Consider the following 17,678-nt stretch of genomic DNA (forward strand, 5'->3'; position numbering starts at 1 on the left):
TAATTCTCTCCCATTGGTCATCACGTAGGGCATGTCGTCTTGTCATAGTCATTGAGCTCAAATTCCTAAATACGATCTAAGTATAGCTTATTCTGAAATATCCATGCTAATTGATGACACGCCCTAGAGAGCAAAAAGACGCTGTCGAAATTATCAGCAACGGCAGTGATAAATTGGTGCTGTCACTGGATCATATTATTCAATTAAATCAGATACAAAAAGGACAGATAAAAATTCATAACAATGAATTTAATCCGTTACAGTTGATATCTGATCTTTTGATAAAGTTTGAACCTATAGCCAGTCAACAAGGCTTAGCGTTAACCAGTAATATTCATCATGTAGATTACAGCCTTTATGGCGACTCCGCAAAAATTCAACAAATATTATCCATATTAGTCAGTAATGCCATTAAATTTACTCCTGCTGGGCAGGTGGTTATCACGTCACAACTGACGCATTTTGATAAAAGTAATCGTTGGAAAGTTAGTGTAAAAGATACGGGCATCGGTATTGATAGCAATCATATTGATGATATTTTCAACCCTTTCTTTCAGGTAGATTCGTCACAAACGCGCCAGTATGAAGGCTCAGGTGTGGGCTTACCTGTGGTGAAGCAAATGGTGCAGCTCATGGGGGCGACCATCGAAGTTGATAGTACCTTTGGGTCAGGGACTCAGTTTACTTTGACATTAGTAATGCCAAACCAACAACAATCTCGCCAGCAGCGGCTGCTAAATGGGCTAACGATTATTTATTATTATGATCAAGAGACAGGTACTTTATTCAATGAGCTAGAGTATCTGGGCGCTACGGTTATTTGCCACCAAGACACACAGCAAGTCATGAATGAGATAAAAGCGCAGAAAGTGGATATGGTGATGTTCGCTGAGGACGTGCTCGCGGATAAAGCTGAACTATTAGCAAAACTTATTCGCCAACATGAAAACGAAGAAAGCGTGCAACGTGCTCTATTGATATACTGGTATCCCCAACATCAAGCGCGTTATGTTGATAATTTCGAGTATGGTTTAAAGGCAGCGGGCATCGATTACTGTCATAGCACGACTTATCAGCACAAGGCTTTGAGTGACTTGTTAAAACGTTGGTTAGTATGGACCTAAAACGCTCTCAAAAAATACGTTTGGCTTTTTAAAATCTCCTAGCCCGTTAGATGTAATTTTCTGATAAAAAGCATGAACAAGCCAAGATTTTTTTACAACAAATAAAAAAGACGCCCAATTTTAAGGCGTCTTTGTTATTGTGTCATTTTCTTATAATGAGATACTTTGCTCTAGCTCTCTATTTATAAAAATAGAGCAGTTTTTAGAACAGATTCTGCGCCCAGCGCACAATATGTTGCCAAGTACGGCTCAAGAATCCTGACTGTGCGACATCATTAGTGGCAATAATAGGGACAGATGCGACAGCTTTACCATCAATAACCGCCATCATCTTACCGATTTCTTGACCTTTCTTAATCGGTGCTTCTAGGCTGTCAGGAATATCAACCACGGTCGTGATTTTATTCTTCTGCGTTTTACTGGTTAGGATTTGTAAGTTATCACCCGTTGCCAGTTCTACCTCATCAGCTTCTCCGAACCATACTGGAACTTTGCTGACGAACTGACCAGCAGGCGCTTTGGTCACTGTGGTGAAGTGGCCAAAGCCCCAGTTGAGTAGTTCACGCGACTGATCAGCACGAGCCTGCTGGCTCTTGGTGCCCATGATGACAGAAATGAGGCGCATACCGTCACGGTTACTCGAAGCGACTAAACAATAACCTGCCGCATCAGTATGGCCCGTTTTTAGACCATCAACCGTAGGATCGGTTGCGAGTAGGGCATTGCGGTTGCCCTGAGTGATACCATTATAGGTAAACTCTTTTTCTGAATAAATACTGTAGTAATCACCACTGTTTTTGACAATAGCGCGAGCAAGTTTGGCCAGATCTAGCGCTGATGCCTGATGACCTTCAGCAGGCATGCCAGTAGAGTTGACGAAATGAGAGTTTTCCATACCAAGCTTTTGCGCTTGCTCATTCATCAAGATTGCAAATGATGCTTCGCTACCTGCGATATGCTCAGCCATAGCTTTTGACGCATCATTACCTGATTGAATGATAATGCCGCGTAGCATATCGATGACACTAGCGGTCTTATTGACTGGCACATACATGCAAGACTGACTGCTGCTACCACGGCACCATGCATTTTGGCTCATGAGTACTTGATCGTCTTCTTTGATGTCGCCTGATGCTAAGCGCTGTTCGATGATATAACTGGTCATCATTTTCGTCAGAGACGCTGGCGGTAATGACTCATTCGCATTTTTTTGACCCAAGATCTCACCAGTATTATAGTCCATCAATACATAGGCGGTATTATCCATCTCAGGTGGTTGTATGGCTGCGTTTGCCATCACTGCACTCATTGAGATACTTACACCAACGACCAGCTGTACTAGCTGATTTTTTACACGCTTTACTGTCATATATCATTACACCGCATCATGGAACCAAATGTATCTATCGCTTGTATTCAATGTCAATTTTCATACATTATTTTAAGCAGCATGCCTTAAACATCATGTCTAAAATAATGTATTAATCAAAACAAGAACGACTGTACGATAGACATAAAATTAACGCCTTATCTTAGCAAAATGCCAACCGATGGGGAATCGATAAATGCAAAAAAGTAAGGCATGAATAAAAAGAAAAGCGAATAGGTATCAAGTGTTTGCTCTTACTAACCTATAGATAACTTCGATCAGCATAAATTCAACGACCACAAAAAAGCCTGCTGTACCGCTTGTGGTTTATAAGCGGAATGACAGCAAGCTTTTATGTTCATTAAACTTAATAGGTAAGTGTAGAGTATCATTTTTGACGATAGTGAGGGTGGGGCTCCAGAAAGAACAAAACCATTTTTTATTGTCGTTAATTATGACTGGCTTTTCTAGCGCTCAAGACGGCTCTCTACGCTTACACGCTTTTAGTGATTAATACTCTGCGTTCGCCAAATCTTCGCACAAGGCTTTATTTTCTTGCTTTGAGAAGCCCATTGTCCAGCTACGAATCCCTTGCAGTATCTGACGATAGTCTTGCTGCGTTGACAGGTATTGGATGGCTGCTTTTGGGTCTTCTAGCGAAGGCATTAGTTCATGCAATTGCACGGTATAAGACTTATAAAAACGTTGTTTTTGATTGCCGTTCAGCATTGATGGACAGATCTCTGATAGTACCTGCATCACAGCAATTTCATGCTTTGTGATATTAATGCCAGACATATCTAACGGAATAGTGGTCGCAGGATTGTTTGCAGCATTAGACGCTTGAGACAGCATGGCAACAGACGTTATTAGTCCTGCCAGCCCGATTTTTGAGGCGGTCTTTGCTATCACAGAAGCTATAGATAATATCGATTGATTCTTCATTCAGTATTACACTCGCTTATCTTTATTTGATGGTGATATGTTAATGGGTAAAAAAACAAAAGTCACATAAAATATTGATTTATGTGTAGATATCTTGTGAGCCAAAGGCATTTTACAGCAACATATCAGTAGCATATACCAATGAAGTCACATCAGTATAAACGCATCAGTTTGTATTGTTGTATGGTGTTGCATATTGTAACGCGTTGACTTATTTCTCTCATTTCGACTCCGTCTTGGGCAAATAATATAACAATAGACAAAAATGCCAGACAGTTTTTGGTCAAAGACTGGGTTCGTGATTATCTATTGTTTAGGTATAATCGCTCGGGCTATCAAGATAATTTAGTTTTAATATACTGATATCACAAGGCTTTCAAGAGTAATCGCCAAATTTTTTATTTTATATACTAGCCTTTGGTTGCTATTTTTATGCGAATAAAGATATGGTACGGTAGCAAAAATTTCTAACAAAAAGACGGTTTGACACAAACATACTGAGCTGACATGAAGATTTTAATTAGTAATGATGATGGGGTGTATGCGCCAGGATTATTGGCACTGTCTCAAGCACTATCGACCATCGGTGAGGTCGTGGTAGTCGCACCAAACGAGGAGCAGAGTGGCTATGCTAGTGCATTGAGTGTATCAAAGCCATTGCATACGCATCAATTGCCATCGGGTTTTATAGCGGTCAATGGTTCACCAGCTGATTGTGTCCATCTGGCGCTGCATGAGCTATACCGTGACGTGGATTTTGACTGTGTCATTACAGGTATCAATTCAGGTGCAAACTTAGGACAGGACGTGATGTTTTCTGGTACCTTTGGCGCGGCATTGACCGCGCAACTATTGGGAATACCTGCTATTGCCACGTCTTTGGTAGGTGGCGGCGTAAAAAATGGCGGACAAGAATCAGCCAGCGATTATCAAGTGGCGGCAAATGAAATTGTCAAATTGCTCACTGAGACCTCGATTTTAGAGTTTCTCAAAAGTTTGCCCTATCATGTATTAAACGTTAATATTCCTGATGTGGATAGCAGCAATGACATCAAAGGGCGAAAGGTTACCTCGTTGGGACATAAGCAGATCGCAGAGCCAGTGCGTCATATGATTGACCCGCGCGGCCGAGATGCGTATTGGCTGTCTCTACGAAAATGTAAAAACAGCAAGCACGAGAATGAGCAACCCTTAGACAGTTCAGCTGAATCAACCAATCAAAAAAATGTTGTATTAACACCGGGCATGACGGATGATCAAGCAGTGGCAGCAGGATACATTAGTTTGTCGCCAGTACGTCTACATCATACTCCAGCGGCGGCATTAGATAAGCTTTTGGCACTAGATTTATAAGTTCGATAGGATATGATTATCAATGACATAGGTGATGGTCACCATATCGCTTGCTGTACGAGTGATATAAATCATCTGCTAGATCGCTAATTGTAGTAACAATATCTAGAGGCTTTTGAGTGATATCAAGCGCTTTTGGATGATAAAACAATAGATAAGCAACACAAAGAACAGGAACCTTGTATGAAAAGAATCATGACCGGATCGCACCTTGCTAAGGCGGCGTTGATTGGCACTATGGCAGTTACTACCTTGTCTGTAGTCGGCTGTGCAACCAAGCCTACTTATCAATCACCAAACCAAGCAGGTCCTAAGATTATTACCAACGCACAAGGCGTCCCTAACTACCATCGCGTACAGCGTGGCGATACGGTCAGCCAAATTGCGGCGCGCTATCGTCTTAACTATCGTCAGATTGGCGCACTAAATAATCTGGACAGTAAATATACGATTTATAGCGGGCAATGGCTCAAACTATGGCAGGGCGGTGCAGCGACGACAGCGAGTAATAACAGCTATAGCAGACCAGCACAGCCACAACCAACTTATACCCCACCTGTAACCCAGTCTCAAACGCCAGCATACGAGGCAACGGCCAATACGACCTCTGGGTATGATTATCCTACTCGCAATCCAGTGACGCGTAACATTGATCCAGCGGCGGGCAATATGGGCATGTGGTTTGCTGGCAATGTCGGTGATCCAGTACTTGCTAGCCAATCAGGGACGGTGCTTTACTCAGGCAACGGTCTACCAGAATATGGCAACTTGATCATGATCCGCCATAGTGATGACTACATCACGGCCTACGCACACAATAGCCAATTGCTGGTAAAAGAAGGGGACACGGTACAGCGTGGCCAACGTATCGCGACGATGGGTAGCAGTGGTCAGACCAATCAAGTAGGGCTGGAGTTCCAAGTTCGCTTGAATGGTAATCCGATTGATCCACGTACAGTACTCGGGCGTTAGTATTGAGGCATGTCGCTGATGGCTGGGCGGCTTTGGTTTATTTTATTTATTTATGTTTGAGACTTTTTATGAGATTAAAAAAACAATACCTCACTCTTATGCCGGCATTAGTGATGGTCGGGTGTACAAGCCAGCAAGCCATGCAAAAAAAGCCTGTCCGTCAAGGTGGCGTTGAGATTACTCAAACCCAAACCGTGCAGGTTAAGCCAACACCAGCGCCAGTTATTAAGCCGCAGCCCGCCCCAAAGCCAAGCTATAGCAGCTTTTCTGATTGGAAGTCAGACTTTTCTATGCGTGCAATATCTTCAGGTTATGATGCTGGGGTCATCCGCCGATTGCTCGATTCCGCTTATCTGAATCAGCAAGTTATCTCATTGGACTCAGGACAGCCTGAGTTTTCTAAGATGCCTTGGGAATATGTGGACTCTGCTGTCTCTAGTGGGCGTGTGAGCGTAGGTAAGCGCAAATTTGCAGAGCAGCGTGCGTTCTTGTCTCAATTAGAATCGCAGTATGGTGTTGATGCAGAGATTGTCGCAGCGATATGGGGCATGGAGTCGTCATATGGCGCGGTCACGGGTAACAGTGATTTACCAAGCTCGCTTGCTAGTCTTGCCTACGACGGCCGTCGTCAAGAATTTGCAGAAGCTCAGCTATTATCCTTAGCGACGCTGCTTCAGCGTGGCGATGTATCATGGTCGCAATTGGACGGCTCGTGGGCAGGCGGCATGGGACAAACGCAGTTTATTCCTGAGACTTGGCTCAAGCAAGGCGTTGATGGTGATGGTAATGGTCATCGCAATCCTTGGGCCACAGGCGATGCACTCGCTTCTACTGCCAACTATCTGAGCAACTCAGGCTGGGTGCGTGGTCTAGCGCCTTTTTATGAGGCGACTGTACCTGCTTCGTTTGATTATTCACTAATGGGAAGTAAGCAACCTGCAGCCAGATGGGCGGCGATGGGTGTCGATACGATAGATGACGTCTATTTAGATGCCAATACTCAGATGGAGCTTTGGTTGCCAGCTGGTAAAGATGGTCCTGTATTGCTGCTAAGCCCAAACTTTGATGTTATAAAAGTTTACAATAACTCATCGAGTTATGCGCTAGGGGTGAGCCTATTGGGCAAAACGATTGATGGGCAAAGTGGTCTGCGAAAATCATGGCCCCGCTATGAGCGTCCGTTGTCAACCACGCAAGTGACCAACTTACAGCGCCGTTTGACGAGTATGGGTTACGACACCAAAGGTGCTGATGGTATCGTGGGCACCAATACTCGTATGGCATTTCAGCGTTGGCAAGCAGACAATGGGCAAACGCCAGATGGATTCATCACTCAAAATAGTGCCTCTTCATTGGCTGGCTGGTGAGGTAAGCTGACGGTATTTATACACCGTATGAATGTCACGATTTTTAATCGCTTTTAGCCATTATGAATCAGTCATTAATCATCAATTAAGCATGTTACTTTGTTCTACAAAAAGCACCTTGCCAAGGTGCTTTTTTTGCCTCAGGCTATGTCTGATTTTGCTGAAATTTATTAAATGAATAAATATTGTGATAATCATCAAATATTTGAGTTGGCTTGATCTAGCAGTCTTCAAAACTTATCAGGACAAGGTTAATACAAGAAAATCGATACTGTGAATGATAGACTCTAAATACAGCTTTTAATAATAAAGATTCAATCACAAATAATGAGAACGACCAAAAGAGCATACCTTTATGATTACCATGGAAGAATTACAAGCGGCAATAAAGCTGCGTATCAATAATTATAATAATACTGACTTCCCGCTTCACAACAGAGCTATCAATACCTGCGATCTATTAGACAGTCGTAATCACATATTAGCGCAAAGCGTCGCCTCACCCTTTGATGTACCCAGACAGAATCTATCTGCGATGGATGGCTATGCTATTGCTAGAGGTAGCGAGCTGTCAGAAGGTAATACGATCGAGATCATTGGTGAGTCTCAAGCGGGTAACGCCTATACTGGTGAGACAGTAGCAGGGCAGGGCGTCCGTATTTTTACTGGCGCAGTAGTGCCTGATAATTGTGATACAGTCATTATGCAAGAAAATACTAACTTTGCTGATATCAGAGCGACCATCGATAAATCCCAACCTTATCGCATAACGCTCACGCAAACGGCCAAAGCCAATGATAATATTCGTGCGCAAGGCGAAGAGATTGAGTCTGGCGAAGCTGTGCTAAAGATAGGAAAACGAATTAATCCTGCCGATATCAGCTTGCTTGCAAATTTAGGTGTCAGCCAAGTGAGCGTGTTTCAACCACTCGTCGTCGGTGTGCTCGCGACAGGCGATGAGCTCGTCGCTATTGGCGATAAGTTGGAACATCTAGCCCAGATATACAACTCCAACACCCCAACGCTCAAAAGTCTACTGTCGAATTTGCCTATCATCATTCGTGACTATGGCATCATTCCTGATGATTTAGAGAAGACGACTGCCGCGGTGAATGATGCTATGCAAGAGTGTGATGTACTTATATCGACGGCAGGCGTTTCGGTCGGCGATTATGATTTTCTGACGACCGTGATCGAAACGCTTGGCCAGATTAACCACTATAAAGTGGCGATGAAACCGGGTAAGCCGTTTGTATTTGGCGAGTTAAATAAAAATCTCGATAAGCCCGTATTGTATTTTGGACTACCGGGTAATCCGCTTTCGACGGTGGTGGGCGCGCTACAGTTTGTGATACCCGCATTATGGCAGATGTCAGGTGCGAGTTTATCAGAGCAGCCGATGCCCCTAACGATCAACGCTAAGCTCACAAATGACATCAAAAAGTCCCCTGGCCGCAAAGACTTTCAGCGCGGCGTATTGTCACAAGATGAGGCGGGTAACTACCAAGTTGAGTGCTTTTCAAGTCAACAATCACACAGAATAAAACAGCTGAGCCGCGCCAATTGCTTTATTGTATTAGACAAAGACAGCGGTAATATATTATCTGGTGATGAGGTTACCGTACAACCGTTTCCTTGGTTACATCGCTAATTCATCGTTTGCCAATCTGCTATAAAATGATGGAACGAAATTAAAAAGCAATCTAGCAATGGGATGCTAAAAACGAATAATAAAGTAACGCTTATGGCAAGCAATACTGATGGCAGTAATATATGAATGAAGACAATATCAAAATAGACAGACCGCAACTGTATTCTCCTGCGTCAGCACCTGTGCTGTCTGACAGCTATATACCGTCTGCTCTAATGATGCCGACTGATCAGGCAACCCAAATCCATCAGCCTTTAACTGATGGGTTTGCGCGGCGTCTGACGTATCTGCGCCTATCTATCACTGATTTTTGTAATTTTCGCTGCGAGTACTGTTTGCCAAATGGCTATCAGGGCAAGCGTCCTGACGATGAGTTGAGCGTTTCTGAAATTGCGACATTGGTGCGCGGCTTTGCCCAAGTAGGTACCAAAAAAGTGAGAATTACGGGCGGTGAGCCATCCATTCGCCGTGATGTTGTCGACATTATCAACATTATTAAGCAAACGGATGGTATTGAAACAGTCGCGATGACCAGTAATGGCTATAAGTTAGGCAAGCATTTGGCTAGCTGGCAAGCGGCTGGACTTGATCAGCTCAATATCAGTATGGACAGTTTTGATGCGGCTACTTTTCATAAGATGACTGGTTTTGATACCTTGCCACAGATATTGGCGGATATGGATACCTTGCTAGAAACGACAGATATCAAACTTAAAATAAATAGCGTCTTGATGGCAGAGACAGCCTTTGAAAACCTGATCGCCGCGATCGACTATGTCAAAGACAGGCAAGTGACCTATCGCTTTATTGAGTTTATGCAGACCAGTGACAATAGCGACTTGTTTTTTGCTCAACATGCCCAGTCTGATATCATCACGGATTATTTATTAGATCATGGCTGGCAGCCACATGAGCGTGGTAGTGCCGACGGTCCAGCAGTAGAGTACAGTCATCCTGATTATATCGGTCGAATTGGTATGATTGCCCCTTATGCGGCACACTTTTGTGATACTTGTAATCGGCTGCGAGTCAGTAGTCAGGGCAAGGTGCATCTGTGCTTATTCGACCAAGGTAATTATGATATTCGCCCTTATCTACAGCATAACGATATCCAAGGGCTAGTAAACACTTTACATAGCTTTATGCCGATTAAGCCTGAGCATCATCATCTGCATGACTCGAACAGTGGCATCATGCACAATCTCTCGATAATCGGTGGTTAAGGCATTCTCAGTCCTTAATCATGATGCTAACTGATGCTGTTTTTGTTATAGATTTTCTAATATAAGCTTTTTTTTGATACAAGTATAAAATTATATCTATAAAGGATTTTTTATGAGTAAGCCTGCTGCACCATTTACCCCTCTTAATATCGCGGTGTTGACTGTTTCTGATAGCCGTACGCTGGCAGAAGACACATCAGGTCAGTATTTAGTAGATAGTTTGATAGAAGCAGGGCATCATTTGGCAGACCGTCAGCTGATCACTGATGATATTTACCAAATTCGCGCCGTGATTAGTGGCTGGATTGCTAGCCCAAACGTGCACGCGGTCATCACAACGGGTGGTACAGGATTCTTTATTAGAGATAGTATGCCAGAAGCCGTCAGCGTGCTGTTTGATAAGTCGATTGATGGTTTTGGTGAGATGTTCCGTTTGATCTCAAAAGATGAGATAGGCATGTCTACGGTGCAGTCGCGGGCAGTGGCTGGTATGGCCAATGGTACGGGTATATTTTGTCTACCAGGTTCGTCTGGCGCGTGCCGTACAGGGTGGGAAAATATCCTAAAAGATCAGTTTGATAGCCGTACGCGTCCGTGTAATTTTGTGCCGCATTTTTTGGCACAAAATCCTAGCCATAACTGATCGCATAAGGTAGTGGGATAATGACAGCGCGCTCAAATAGTTCGGATAACTTGGCAGGTATAGTAATCTTGGCTGGTGGAGCATCCAAACGCATGGGAACACCAAAAGCGACGCTCACTTTGCCGACAGGTGAGCGGCTACTCGATTACCATGTTCGTCATGCCAGCGAATTGCAAGTTCCTATTTTGATTGCGGATAATGGGCGCGGCTTTCATCTTGGTTTAGATATCAATTCGTCTACACCCAAGTCGCCTGTGATGCCTATTGCTGACTATGGTTCTAATTTTGACGCTGATAATGATGAGCAAATTCATACAGGCGGTGCATTGGTCGCTATCGAATCAGCATTGCAAACATTGATTGGTTTGAATGATTCAGAGGTATCAAAGAATCAGAACGCATCGTGGCTATTAGTTATTAGCTGTGACAGCTTAATACCCGCCACTGATCTATGGCAGAAATTGCAACAAGCGATTAATACAGCGGCTAATAAGGGAGTCATCTGCTTAACAGATGACAGTCATTTATATCCATTACTAGGGCTGTATCATTTAGACATTGAACCTGATTTGAAAGCTTATATTGATAGTGGTCAGCGCCGAGTCATGCCATTTATTCAGCCGATGGTAAAAACCGTTCCATTTACTCAGGACTGGCAGCACTTGACCAATTTTAATACGCCTCAAGAGTTTGAACAGGCGTGTGCCGCGCTACCAAAATAATAAAAATACCGATAAAGAGATTACTAAGAAAAGGCTATATCAATGAGTAACAGCGTTCAGACAAATCACCAATCTGCTTTATCACACTTAGATGGTAATGGTGACATCACGATGGTTGATGTCAGTGACAAGATCTCAACGACGCGAGAGGCAAATGCGACGGGACAGGTTTGTTTTCCGAGCGAAATTTATGCGCAAATTAAAGCAGCTGATGGTATGACTAAAAAAGGCAGCATTACGCAAACGGCACATATCGCCGGTATTATGGCTGCCAAACGCACGCATGATCTGATACCGCTTTGTCATCCGCTGCCGCTAGATAAGATCGGCCTCACCTTTGTGTATAATGATGCGCTCAATAGTATTACCGTCAGTGCTGTGGTCAAAGTCACGCACAAAACAGGGGTTGAGATGGAAGCGCTAACCGCCGTGAGTGTTGCCTGCTTGACCATCTATGACATGACTAAAGCACTATCGCATGACATTGTTATAAATGATATTCATCTGGTTAAAAAGACAGGTGGTAAGTCAGACTATACTCATGCTTAGTATGAAAACAATGAGTTCATAGTTAGAGAAATGCCGAATATCAAGCAAGGAAGCTTGCAAAAAAAGGAAAGGTTTATGAGTACTATTGAGACAAAAGCTGATATCGAATCAACGATGGACATTAATGTCATGTATTTTGCCAGTTTGGCAGATGAGGCCAACTGTCAGCAAGAGACTGTAAAAATATCCCAAGATACCTCATTGACTGAACTGTACGAACAGCTCAGTCAAAAGCATCGTTTTAGCCGTACGCAGTCAGAGCTACGAGTGGCAGTGAACGATTATTTCGCTAAATGGACAGATCAAATCAATGACGGTGATAGCGTGGTGTTTATTACCCCAGTTGCTGGTGGTTAGACACACATTTATAAGCGGCTATAAGCCACAAGTAGAGCAGATAGAGAAAAGAAATGACAGATAACGTCCATAACCACTCAATGACCATCAAACGCAGTAGCGATGAAGCCTACCTTATTGCTGAGCGCGACGGTTTTGCATTGCTCGATATTGCAATTGACGAAAATAAGCTTAAAAGTACGCTAGACAATGATAGCTGCGGTGCGTTTGTTTGCTTTGAAGGGCGAGTGCGCAACCATAACAACGCCACCAATGTTGATCGCCTTACGTACTACGGTTATGAAGACTTAGCAATCAATCAAGGCCGTGCCATTATAGAAGAGGCCAAACAGCGCTTTGAGATCACTCATGCCATAGCGATACATCGTATCGGTGCGCTAGAAATTGGTGATGTGGCTGTGTGGGTGGGGGTAGTGTCAGCGCATCGTTATCCAGCATTTGATGCGTGCCGCTGGATATTAGATACCATCAAAGCGGACATTCCTGTTTGGAAGCAAGAATATTACGAAGATGACTCGTCTAAATGGCTCAGCAATAATGGTTAAGTCATTCGCCGCTGTCTGTGCATCGATAGGTACGCTATTAGTGCTAAATGCTTGTACACCAGATAACAGTGTCAATACGGAGTCTGCTGCTGATACAACTGAGCAGCATCAAACACTACGTATTGCTGCGGCTGCCAATTTGTCTGATGTCCTACCCAGCATCATTAATAGCTATCAAACGGATAGCAATATATCGAATCAAGATAACTTAGATATCGAAGTCACTTACGCGTCTTCTGGCAAGCTCTATGCTCAAATCAAGGCAGGCGCCCCTTATGATATATTCTTGTCTGCCAATCAGGAGTTTCCGGCAAAGTTTGCTGATGAAACCGCTTTACCTTTTACCTATACCAGAGGTCAGTTGGCACTCTATAGTGTCACAAAACCTTTAAATGATTTTACGCCAGCATCTCTTATTGACGCGTTTACAAGTGCTAGTTTCAAAGATGATAGCAAAGTTTCTATTGCTAACCCTGAACTCGCTCCTTATGGTGCGTCTGCAAAAGCCTATCTGCAATCACAAAATATGTATGATAAATTAAGCGCTCAAAAACGTCTGATACAGGCAGAGAATATTGGTCAAGCATTTCAATACGCCCATACAGGCAGCGTGGACTATGGTTTTGTGGCGCAGTCTCAACTTGTAGCGATAAAAGCCAAACCTGAGCAGTTCATGACTTTACCAAAAGCGTCCTACCCAGCCATCTTACAGGATGGTATCGTTATCAATAATACAGTCCCTGCGGCAGCGTTTACCAAATACTTGCGCTCGGATGCAGGACAACAGTACTTCGCGCAGGCAGGCTACCTGCCCATCCAGTAATTCGTTAGACTAGACCTTCTACCTATAGAACGAGCCGTGACATTATATGATCGATCAGTCTCTTATGTCAGATATGCTCAGTCCATTTTGGGTGAGTATTAAGCTCGCTTCTATCACGACCCTATGCTTATTATTGTTTGCAACCCCTATGGCTTATTGGCTTGCCAAACCAAGTCGAAAGAAGGCAGTTGGGCGTTTCAAAATTCTGCTCATGGGTATCATTGCCATGCCTCTAGTACTACCACCTACGGTTATTGGCTTTTATTTATTATTATTATTAAGCCCAAATATGGGTATCGGTAAATGGCTTATTGAGCACAATATTAGTCCGCTTATTTTTACTTTTGAAGGTCTAGTGGTCGGGTCTATTATTTATTCACTGCCTTTTTATATACAGCCAGTGTATGCACAGTTTTTGCGTATTCCCCAAAGTGTCACCGAAGTCGCTAATCTATTAGAACCCAGCCGTCTGCGCCGCTTCGTCAAGGTAGCCTTACCGCAAGCGCGCGTGGGTATTATTTTAGGTAGTTTGGTGAGCTTTGCTCATACCATTGGTGAGTTCGGTGTAGTGTTAATGATAGGTGGCAGTATCTCGGGTGAGACCAAAGTAGTGTCGATTGCGATATATGAGCAAGTAGAAGCGCTCAACTATGAAGCAGCGCATATGATGTCTGGCATCTTGATTGTGATGGGCGTAGTGATGGTGGCCTTGATTGCCAGTGTGAGTCGCATGAGTCAGCGTCCATAGTGCTAAAAAATGTGCCCATCAATTCTAAATGAAAAACTGAATAAGATAAGCAGATATAAAAAAGCCTCAGGTAAATTAATGCTTAAGATGAGAACTGCTTAAAATAAAAAGTTTAAATTAGTTTTAGCTGTTTACAGAAAATAGTGCAGCGGATAGAACTCGATTGCTATTTACTTCCAAGGTACTGGCGTTAGATGTTCTTTCAATAATGAGATAAAACCAGAAACACGAGCCGAACGTTCTTTCTCTTGGCTGCTCAACAAGGCCACAATATTGGCGTTAGGTAAGGAATAATCAGGTAAAAGCCGCACCAGCTGACCACGATTGATCTGGGGCTGAATATCCCATTCAGATCGCATGATTACGCCCAAATCAGACATAGCCCAATCCTTAATGACTCGACCTTCATTGCATACAAGTGTAGGATTGATTCTAATCACCTCCTCTTTGCCGGTGGTAATATTCGTAAATTGCCATAAATTGGTGTCTTCGTTGTTTTCTCTCAACGTAATACAGTGGTGATTGACTAGATCTTGAGGCGTATCAGGATAACCCATTTCCTGAATGTATTGGGGAGAGGCACAGATAAAGCGTTGATTGGTTGCTAAAGTAATCATCTTCAAGGACGAATCATTCAAATCCCCGATATAAATGATAATGTCCCATTTATGGTGAGTTGACCAAATGGGATTGTCGGACAAATCAAGCTCGATATCCAATCGAGGATGCATGACCTTATATTTTCCCAATAATGGGGCCACATAATCATTGCCAAATCCCAAAGGTGCTAAGACCTTCAACTTGCCACATACCTCATCTCTGTTCTCATCAAGCTGCTCTTGCAACTCATCTAATCCTTGCAGAATAGCAAGTCCCTTATTCAGTATCAGCTGTCCTTCTTCTGTCAAACTTACCACGCGAGAAGGTCGCTGAATGAGCTTTATCGACAATTTTCTTTCAATGTGCTGTAGCCTAAGTGTCACGGATGGTGGCGTAATGTTCAAGGCTCTTGCTGCATCGGCGAGTGTTCTATGGTTCGCTATCGTCGTAATAAATCTAAGATCTTCTGTCGTAATCATTTGGTTTGAGCTTAATCTAGGAGTTAATAGATATTAATATAAAGCAAAATCTCTTTGCTACATACTGTTTATCAACCAATCACTCAAATATGGCATTTGGGTGTTAACCTTTGATACAACAGGATATTGATTATGTTGCAGAACTCCAAATTACTAACGAATTATGAGGGGCTGGATACGCCTTTTTTGTTAATTGATAAGCAAAAGCTCCTCACAAACTTGGATAGACTACGTCATAGAATTGAAGGTCTAGGGGCAGATTTAAGACCGCACTTCAAAACCATGAGAGCGCTTGAGGCCGCACCTTACTTACTACCAAACAAAACCTCTCCCATCACAGTCTCAACCATAAAAGAAGCAGAGGCGCTGGCAAGTGAGGGGTACGACAACATCGTTTATGCGGTGGGAATCTCTGCTAATAAATTACCCCGCGTGCTCAATCTTATCGAAAAAGGAGCAGACCTCACTGTATTGCTGGACAGCACGGAACAGGCTCATCTTCTCAATCAGTTTAGCGCAGACAACCAGTGCGCTATTTCCGCATTGATAGAAATCGACTGTGACGGGCACCGAGGCGGTATTGCGCCTGATGATTCAAAACTACTCGAAATCGCCCAGTTATTGCATCACGGCGCAGCACACTTCAAGGGAGTCTTGACCCATGCTGGCGAGTCTTATCACTGTTTTGATCAAACCTCTCTACGCACTGCTGCTGAGAATGAAGTAAAAGCTGCCCTTAACGCCGCCGAGCGTCTTCGTTCGGCAGAGATACCATGTGAGATCGTAAGTATTGGCTCGACACCGACTGCCCACAATTACCAAAACCTAGACGGTATCACAGAAGTCAGGGCGGGGGTGTATGGATTTTTCGATTTGGTGATGACGGGTGTAGGCGTTTGTAGTGTCAATGATATTGCAGCCAGCGTGGTCACTACGGTAATAGGGCATAATCAAGAAAAAGGTTGGCTCATTATTGATGCCGGATGGATGGCGCTGTCTTCAGATCGAGGTACCGCAAACCAACCAACAGATTGTGGCTATGGTCTGCTAACTGACAGCAATGGCGAATTGCTCGACAATTTGCAAGTCACAAACGTGAATCAGGAGCACGGCATTATAGAAGCGGTCAATGATGCCAGTATAAACTTTAATGATATTCCCATTGGTAGTCGTTTACATATCATGCCTAACCACGCCTGCGCTACCGCCTCAATGCACAAGCAATATCACGTGTTTGATACGCAATATAATACCTATGAAGTTTGGATGAGAATACAAGGATGGTAAAATGATTTATTTGAATGAAGCTCAAACCGCAAAGCTTATTTCACACGAGCTGGCATATACGGCCGTAAAAGAAGCCTTCGTCGCTGCTATTAGTAGTGACACGACCTTGTTCCCCGTTGTCAATGCCTCAGGTGCACAGCCTGACTCTATGTTTTCGTTAAAGTCAGCATCCACCGCTCACCTAGTCGGTTGGAAGACTGGCACTTACTGGCCAGATAATCACGCTAAAAACATGCCATGTCACGGAACCACTATTTTTTTATTAAGCCCAGACACGGGCGAGGTTATGGCTGTGGTGGCTGCAAGTCAAGTCAATGCTTATAGGACAGCAGCGGCAGACGCCGTTGCTGTTGATTATCTGGCTCGAAAAGATGCCTCAGTATTGACGGTCTTTGGAACAGGGCATCAGGCAGAATATGAAGTCTTGGCGATTTCGGCTATTCGCAATATCTCCAAAGTCATTGTCGTGGGACGAAATAAAAGCAATACCGAAAAGTTTGTCAATCGCTTGGTGGGAAAGGGTATTCCTGCTGAAGAAGGGTCTGCTCAATATGGTTGTGAATACGCGGATATCATTGTCACGGCAACGACTGCTAAAGAACCCTTATTTCATGCCGATTGGGTCAAAGCAGGCACGCATATTTCAGCAATGGGCGCGGATAGAGCTGGCAAACAAGAGCTACCTGCCAAGCTGTACCGAAACGCTAAGCTTTTTTGTGATTATCAGCCGCAGTCTATAGTTATTGGTGAATTTCAGCATAGCGTTCATTTGTCAATCACAGAGATAGGCAAAGTCATTACTGGTGAAGCTTTAGGTCGACAACAAGACTCGGATATTACTATTTTTGACAGTTCAGGTATCGCTATTCAGGATTTGTTTATTGCCTCTAAACTGCTTGAACAGGCTTAAAATCGAGCAAT

At 43.6% G+C, this 17,678-nt stretch carries 18 protein-coding genes; 15 read left to right on the forward strand and 3 right to left on the reverse strand.

What is annotated here, in order from left to right:
• Window positions 1–113: 113 nt before the first annotated feature.
• Window positions 114–1,124 (forward strand): sensor histidine kinase, encoded by a 1,011-nt coding sequence (locus JMX83_RS09935; protein WP_227675811.1) that lies wholly within the window; start codon window positions 114–116, stop codon window positions 1,122–1,124.
• Between the two features lie 202 nt (window positions 1,125–1,326).
• Here the strand turns inward: JMX83_RS09935 and JMX83_RS09940 are convergent, their stop codons facing one another.
• Entirely contained in the window at window positions 1,327–2,493 is a 1,167-nt protein-coding gene (locus JMX83_RS09940) for a D-alanyl-D-alanine carboxypeptidase family protein (RefSeq protein WP_201601243.1), read from the reverse strand.
• 510 nt (window positions 2,494–3,003) lie between these two features.
• Entirely contained in the window at window positions 3,004–3,438 is a 435-nt protein-coding gene (locus tag JMX83_RS09945; protein ID WP_058025084.1) for an MCR_0457 family protein, read from the reverse strand.
• A 507-nt stretch (window positions 3,439–3,945) separates the two neighbouring features.
• On the opposite strand from JMX83_RS09945, the gene surE reads away from it, so the two are divergent.
• The 12 genes from surE (at window position 3,946) to modB (ending at window position 14,391) form a co-directional block, all read left to right on the forward strand.
• A complete protein-coding gene (gene surE, locus JMX83_RS09950; RefSeq protein WP_201601246.1) occupies window positions 3,946–4,791 on the forward strand; it encodes a 5'/3'-nucleotidase SurE in 846 nt (281 codons plus the stop codon).
• A 183-nt stretch (window positions 4,792–4,974) separates the two neighbouring features.
• The gene (locus JMX83_RS09955; RefSeq protein ID WP_201601249.1) at window positions 4,975–5,763 is read left to right on the forward strand and encodes a M23 family metallopeptidase; all 789 of its coding nucleotides are present in this window, start codon (window positions 4,975–4,977) and stop codon (window positions 5,761–5,763) included.
• Between the two features lie 68 nt (window positions 5,764–5,831).
• Window positions 5,832–7,130: a lytic murein transglycosylase gene (locus JMX83_RS09960; protein ID WP_201601252.1), complete on the forward strand. Its 1,299-nt coding sequence runs from the start codon at window positions 5,832–5,834 to the stop codon at window positions 7,128–7,130.
• Window positions 7,131–7,485: 355 nt separating this feature from the next.
• The gene (locus JMX83_RS09965) at window positions 7,486–8,781 is read left to right on the forward strand and encodes a molybdopterin molybdotransferase MoeA (protein WP_201601254.1); all 1,296 of its coding nucleotides are present in this window, start codon (window positions 7,486–7,488) and stop codon (window positions 8,779–8,781) included.
• A gap of 215 nt (window positions 8,782–8,996) precedes the next feature.
• Window positions 8,997–10,004, forward strand: a complete 1,008-nt coding sequence (gene moaA, locus JMX83_RS09970) for a GTP 3',8-cyclase MoaA (RefSeq protein WP_406947628.1) — start codon at window positions 8,997–8,999, stop codon at window positions 10,002–10,004.
• Window positions 10,005–10,116: 112 nt separating this feature from the next.
• Window positions 10,117–10,647 (forward strand): molybdenum cofactor biosynthesis protein B, encoded by a 531-nt coding sequence (gene moaB, locus JMX83_RS09975; protein ID WP_201601260.1) that lies wholly within the window; start codon window positions 10,117–10,119, stop codon window positions 10,645–10,647.
• A 20-nt stretch (window positions 10,648–10,667) separates the two neighbouring features.
• Window positions 10,668–11,369 carry a molybdenum cofactor guanylyltransferase gene (mobA, locus tag JMX83_RS09980; RefSeq protein WP_201601263.1) on the forward strand — a complete coding sequence of 234 codons (702 nt, stop codon included), beginning with the start codon at window positions 10,668–10,670 and terminating at the stop codon, window positions 11,367–11,369.
• A gap of 42 nt (window positions 11,370–11,411) precedes the next feature.
• The gene (gene moaC / locus JMX83_RS09985) at window positions 11,412–11,918 is read left to right on the forward strand and encodes a cyclic pyranopterin monophosphate synthase MoaC (RefSeq protein ID WP_201601266.1); all 507 of its coding nucleotides are present in this window, start codon (window positions 11,412–11,414) and stop codon (window positions 11,916–11,918) included.
• 75 nt (window positions 11,919–11,993) lie between these two features.
• Entirely contained in the window at window positions 11,994–12,275 is a 282-nt protein-coding gene (locus JMX83_RS09990; RefSeq protein WP_201601269.1) for a MoaD/ThiS family protein, read from the forward strand.
• Window positions 12,276–12,328: 53 nt separating this feature from the next.
• A complete protein-coding gene (locus JMX83_RS09995) occupies window positions 12,329–12,820 on the forward strand; it encodes a molybdenum cofactor biosynthesis protein MoaE (RefSeq protein ID WP_201601271.1) in 492 nt (163 codons plus the stop codon).
• A complete protein-coding gene (gene modA / locus JMX83_RS10000; protein WP_201601273.1) occupies window positions 12,813–13,643 on the forward strand; it encodes a molybdate ABC transporter substrate-binding protein in 831 nt (276 codons plus the stop codon). The genes JMX83_RS09995 and modA overlap by 8 nt, the downstream gene beginning before the upstream one ends.
• A 46-nt stretch (window positions 13,644–13,689) precedes the next feature.
• Entirely contained in the window at window positions 13,690–14,391 is a 702-nt protein-coding gene (modB, locus tag JMX83_RS10005) for a molybdate ABC transporter permease subunit (RefSeq protein ID WP_201601275.1), read from the forward strand.
• Between the two features lie 170 nt (window positions 14,392–14,561).
• Here the strand turns inward: modB and JMX83_RS10010 are convergent, their stop codons facing one another.
• Window positions 14,562–15,470 (reverse strand): LysR family transcriptional regulator, encoded by a 909-nt coding sequence (locus tag JMX83_RS10010; protein WP_201601277.1) that lies wholly within the window; start codon window positions 15,468–15,470, stop codon window positions 14,562–14,564.
• Window positions 15,471–15,602: 132 nt separating this feature from the next.
• On the opposite strand from JMX83_RS10010, the gene JMX83_RS10015 reads away from it, so the two are divergent.
• Window positions 15,603–16,757 (forward strand): DSD1 family PLP-dependent enzyme, encoded by a 1,155-nt coding sequence (locus JMX83_RS10015; RefSeq protein WP_201601279.1) that lies wholly within the window; start codon window positions 15,603–15,605, stop codon window positions 16,755–16,757.
• 1 nt (window position 16,758) lies between these two features.
• Window positions 16,759–17,667, forward strand: coding sequence for an ornithine cyclodeaminase family protein (locus JMX83_RS10020; protein ID WP_201601281.1), 909 nt, complete (start codon window positions 16,759–16,761; stop codon window positions 17,665–17,667).
• Window positions 17,668–17,678 lie beyond the last annotated feature (11 nt).

This window comes from Psychrobacter piscatorii (genome assembly GCF_904846415.1).
GTDB lineage: Bacteria > Pseudomonadota > Gammaproteobacteria > Pseudomonadales > Moraxellaceae > Psychrobacter > Psychrobacter piscatorii.

Bases quoted from the DNA above. Each gene is read 5' to 3' on its own strand.
- mobA (WP_201601263.1), top strand. From the start codon at position 10,668: ATGACAGCGCGCTCAAATAGTTCGGATAACTTGGCAGGTATAGTAATC.
- surE (WP_201601246.1), top strand. From the start codon at position 3,946: ATGAAGATTTTAATTAGTAATGATGATGGGGTGTATGCGCCAGGATTA.
- JMX83_RS09940 (WP_201601243.1), bottom strand. From the start codon at position 2,493: ATGACAGTAAAGCGTGTAAAAAATCAGCTAGTACAGCTGGTCGTTGGT.
- modA (WP_201601273.1), top strand. From the start codon at position 12,813: ATGGTTAAGTCATTCGCCGCTGTCTGTGCATCGATAGGTACGCTATTA.
- JMX83_RS10015 (WP_201601279.1), top strand. From the start codon at position 15,603: ATGTTGCAGAACTCCAAATTACTAACGAATTATGAGGGGCTGGATACG.
- JMX83_RS09945 (WP_058025084.1), bottom strand. From the start codon at position 3,438: ATGAAGAATCAATCGATATTATCTATAGCTTCTGTGATAGCAAAGACC.
- moaA (WP_406947628.1), top strand. From the start codon at position 8,997: ATGATGCCGACTGATCAGGCAACCCAAATCCATCAGCCTTTAACTGAT.
- moaB (WP_201601260.1), top strand. From the start codon at position 10,117: ATGAGTAAGCCTGCTGCACCATTTACCCCTCTTAATATCGCGGTGTTG.
- JMX83_RS09960 (WP_201601252.1), top strand. From the start codon at position 5,832: ATGAGATTAAAAAAACAATACCTCACTCTTATGCCGGCATTAGTGATG.
- JMX83_RS09995 (WP_201601271.1), top strand. From the start codon at position 12,329: ATGACAGATAACGTCCATAACCACTCAATGACCATCAAACGCAGTAGC.
- JMX83_RS09935 (WP_227675811.1), top strand. From the start codon at position 114: ATGACACGCCCTAGAGAGCAAAAAGACGCTGTCGAAATTATCAGCAAC.
- JMX83_RS09955 (WP_201601249.1), top strand. From the start codon at position 4,975: ATGAAAAGAATCATGACCGGATCGCACCTTGCTAAGGCGGCGTTGATT.
- JMX83_RS10010 (WP_201601277.1), bottom strand. From the start codon at position 15,470: ATGATTACGACAGAAGATCTTAGATTTATTACGACGATAGCGAACCAT.
- JMX83_RS10020 (WP_201601281.1), top strand. From the start codon at position 16,759: ATGATTTATTTGAATGAAGCTCAAACCGCAAAGCTTATTTCACACGAG.
- JMX83_RS09990 (WP_201601269.1), top strand. From the start codon at position 11,994: ATGAGTACTATTGAGACAAAAGCTGATATCGAATCAACGATGGACATT.
- moaC (WP_201601266.1), top strand. From the start codon at position 11,412: ATGAGTAACAGCGTTCAGACAAATCACCAATCTGCTTTATCACACTTA.
- modB (WP_201601275.1), top strand. From the start codon at position 13,690: ATGATCGATCAGTCTCTTATGTCAGATATGCTCAGTCCATTTTGGGTG.
- JMX83_RS09965 (WP_201601254.1), top strand. From the start codon at position 7,486: ATGATTACCATGGAAGAATTACAAGCGGCAATAAAGCTGCGTATCAAT.